The 3,143-nt window shown below is 68.9% G+C and carries 5 protein-coding genes; 2 read left to right on the top strand and 3 right to left on the bottom strand.

Annotated elements, in window-relative coordinates; translation table 11 throughout:
* Positions 1 to 218 (top strand): hypothetical protein (locus QOZ89_RS46935; protein WP_312630387.1); only part of this gene is annotated, 218 nt, incomplete at its 5' end.
* On the opposite strand, the gene QOZ89_RS46930 is transcribed toward QOZ89_RS46935, so the two are convergent.
* Both QOZ89_RS46930 and QOZ89_RS46925 read right to left on the bottom strand, forming a co-directional pair.
* The gene (locus QOZ89_RS46930; protein WP_312630386.1) at positions 149 to 2,350 is read right to left on the bottom strand and encodes a recombinase family protein; all 2,202 of its coding nucleotides are present in this window, start codon (positions 2,348 to 2,350) and stop codon (positions 149 to 151) included. The two genes, QOZ89_RS46935 and QOZ89_RS46930, sit on opposite strands and share 70 nt — an antisense overlap.
* A complete protein-coding gene (locus QOZ89_RS46925; RefSeq protein ID WP_312630385.1) occupies positions 2,325 to 2,519 on the bottom strand; it encodes a hypothetical protein in 195 nt (64 codons plus the stop codon). Before QOZ89_RS46925 ends, QOZ89_RS46930 begins: the two co-directional genes overlap by 26 nt.
* A 108-nt stretch (positions 2,520 to 2,627) precedes the next feature.
* Between QOZ89_RS46925 and QOZ89_RS46920 the strand changes: the two genes are divergently transcribed.
* Positions 2,628 to 2,771, top strand: coding sequence for a transposase (locus QOZ89_RS46920; protein WP_157910518.1), 144 nt, complete (start codon positions 2,628 to 2,630; stop codon positions 2,769 to 2,771).
* Between the two features lie 21 nt (positions 2,772 to 2,792).
* On the opposite strand, the gene QOZ89_RS46915 is transcribed toward QOZ89_RS46920, so the two are convergent.
* Positions 2,793 to 3,143: transposase (locus QOZ89_RS46915; protein WP_312630384.1), on the bottom strand; the 351-nt coding region annotated here is incomplete at its 5' end.

The following is a 3,143-nucleotide window of genomic DNA, read 5'->3' as shown; positions in this document are numbered from 1 at the left end:
TGCGCATCGACAAGGCCAGGGCGAATGCCGAGGAGAACCTCGACGGCAAGTACCTGCTGCGCTGCGCCGACCCCACGATGAGCGCGCAGGACATCGCCCTGGGATACAAGCAGCTGCTCGAGGTCGAGAGGAGCAAGCCCCGGTGCTGTCATAGCCATGGCTGTTCGACATCGTCGCCGGTTCCTTCCTTGTTGATGTTGTCGATGCGGGCTGCCTGATTGGTCAGCCAGGGGCGGCGGTTGTGCTGGCCTCGGGGGACCTGGTGCAGGGTGCGGAGGCGTTCGACCTCGTCGGGGTCGGCGCGCACGACGGTCAGCCGGGCCTGGGGGTGGAGGTATCCGCTGGCCCAGCCGCGGCGGACCCAGGCGTCGAGGGTGGGCTCGGGCATGCCCAGGTATTCGGCCAGGTCCCGCAGCCACCATTCGTGGTCGTCCAGCTTTGGGCGGGCGTGGCGGGCTGGGGTGCGGGTCCGCTGGATGCCGAGGGCTCGTAGCAGGTCGTTGACCGCGTTGGGGGTGAAGGTCGCGCTGCGTTTGGGTGGGCGGAGTCCCTCGGCGTTGAGGCGTTCGGCGATCTGCCTGGTCGTGTGCCCCGTCTCGACCAGTTCGCGGGCCCGGGCGGCGAGCTGGGGGTAGTAGCTGAGCTGGGTCAGGCACGCGACCGGGCGGACGATCTGGCTGCGGGTGTGGTGCCCGCCCGCCCAGACGACCTCGACCTGGACCTTCTCGGTGGTGTCGACGACCGCGACGCGGACCTGTTCGATCAGCTGCCGGAGCAGCTGTTTGCGGTCGGCGTCGGTGGTGCTGGCGGCGTGCCAGATGCCGGGGATGTCGCTGGCCAGTGCACGGATCTGGTCGCGTTCGGCGGCGGTCAGGGTGCGCGGGCGGGCGGCGGTGAACCGGTCGTATTCCTCGCTGAGGCGTTCTCGTTCGGCGAGTGCGGCTTCCCAGTCGGCTTCCAGCTGGCGCACGACGAGGCGGTTTTCCGGTTCGGCCAGCTGGTACTGGCGCCGGGCCCGGTCTGCCTGGTAGTCGGCGCGTTCCAGCCGCTGCCGCCAGATCCGGTCGACCTGTGCCCGGCGCTGTTCGACCTGGTCGGCCGCGGCGAGGGAGACCTCCAACGCGGCCGGAGCCAGCGCGGCCAGCAGCAGGCCGGTCACGTGGCTGTCCAGGCAGTCCCCGGCCAGCTGCTGGCACTGCCCGGCGCCGTAGTCGGTCTTATCTCGGGCGCACACGTAGGACGGGTGCAGCCGTCCCCCGGGCCCGTGCTGGTAGCGCACTGTCATCCTCGCCCCGCAGCGGGCGCAGACCACCAGCCCGGCCAGCAGGGCCGGGCCGTCGCGCACCGCGCCCGGACTCGCGGCCCGGGACTGGTTGGCCTGCATCCGCTGCATGTTCCGCTCGTACTGCTCGACGCTGATATAGGACGGCAGCACCCCTGGCAGGCAGACGGTCCACTCTGCCCGCTCGGTGCGCACCCGCCCGGTGAACGGTCTACCCGCCTGCCGCCGTCTTGGGTCCAGCCTGCTGCGGCCGTAGACGTAGATGCCCGCGCAGGCCGGGTTGCGCAGCATGTTGTGCACCGCCGCCCGGCTGGGCCGCCGCCAGTCCACCTGCCCACGCCCGGGCCCCGCCCGCTGCCGTATCCCGACCTGGATGCCGTTGTCGGCCAGGAAACACAGCACCGCGTTCACCGTCCCGAACCGCTCGAACAGGTCGAAGACCAGCCGGACCACCGCCTGGACCTGCTCGTCCGGGTCCCGGACCACCTCGCCCGACTCCCGGCGCACGAACCCGATCGGCAACGGCACCGCCAACTCGCCGCGCCGGGCCTTGGCCAACCGCCCGGACCACATCCGCTGTCTGATCAGATACAGCTCGGCCTCGCTGATCGTGCCCTTGAGCCCCAGCAGCAACCGGTCGTTGTGCTCGGCCGGGTCATAGACCCCGTCGAGATCGGCCAGCAGGGTTCCCGACAGGGCACACAGCTCCAGAAGCTGATGCCACTCCCGGCCGGACCGGGCCAGCCGGGACATCTCCAGGCCCACCACGATCCCCACATGGTCCAGCCCGACCTCGAAGACCAACCGGGCGAACCCCGGCCGGGCCTGCGCACCCGAGGCCGAACACCCGAGATCCTCATCGATCACCAGCACCCGCGACCGCGCCCACCCCAACCCGACCGCCCGCTCGACCAACCCGTACTGCAACCGGGTCGACTCCTGATGATCAGCAACCTGCTCGGCGGTCGACTGACGCACATACACCGCAACCAGACGATCACGATGCCACGGCTGGACCTTGCCACCCGCACGCTCCCGCGCCTCAGCCGCGACGCTCGGCCCGCTCATCGCCACACCGTCCGCTCTCCGGCGTCGGCAGCGCCGTCATCCGCTCCACCAGCAGACCCAGCAGACCCAGCAGACGCCGCACCGCCTCCCGGTTCACCTCCGGGAACGCCTCCCACGACGGCACAGCCGCGTCCACCAGCGCCACGATCACCCCCGTGCTCCCCGTCACCCCGCCCCTCCCGCAGCCGCCGAACGGCCGCGACCAGCGCCAACAGGCCATCAACCCCAACCACGAAGGCGTTCCCCGCCCCCGACTCACCTATGTGCGCAGTGCGGCTTGCTCCTTGAACGGTTCTTCAACCGGCTCAAACAGTGGCGCGCCCTGGCGACCCGCTACACCAAGCGCGCCCACTACTTCCGCAACGAGATCACGATCGCCGCGATCTTCACCTGGCTCAATGATCCACGAGAAATGGCCTAGTGTCTCGTGATTCCGTTTCCTTTATTTACCATTGTTGTCGACCAACTTCTTGATGTTGGTCTGGACCAGTTTGACCTTGGCGAGGATCTCGTCGGCGGTCGCGGTCCAGACGAACGGCTCCGCGTCGGCGTTCCAGTAGGCGATGTAGTCCTGGATCTGCTTGATAAGGACTTTTACGGAGCTGAACGTGCCACGCCGGATCGACTGGCGCGTGATGATACCGAACCAGGTCTCGACCTGGTTGATCCAGGACGAGCCTTTGGGGGTGAAGTGGAAGTGGATGTGGGGGTTCTTCGCCAGCCACTTCTCGACGTCGGGCGTGGTGTGCGTGGAGAGGTTGTCCACGACGATGTGGATCTCCTTGCCCGCGTG

It is taken from the genome of Pseudofrankia coriaricola, from assembly GCF_032027725.1.
In the GTDB taxonomy this organism is placed as follows: domain Bacteria; phylum Actinomycetota; class Actinomycetes; order Frankiales; family Frankiaceae; genus Pseudofrankia.
The sequence above is the reverse complement of the archived record's forward strand: the minus strand, read 5'-3'. Positions and strand labels throughout refer to the sequence as shown.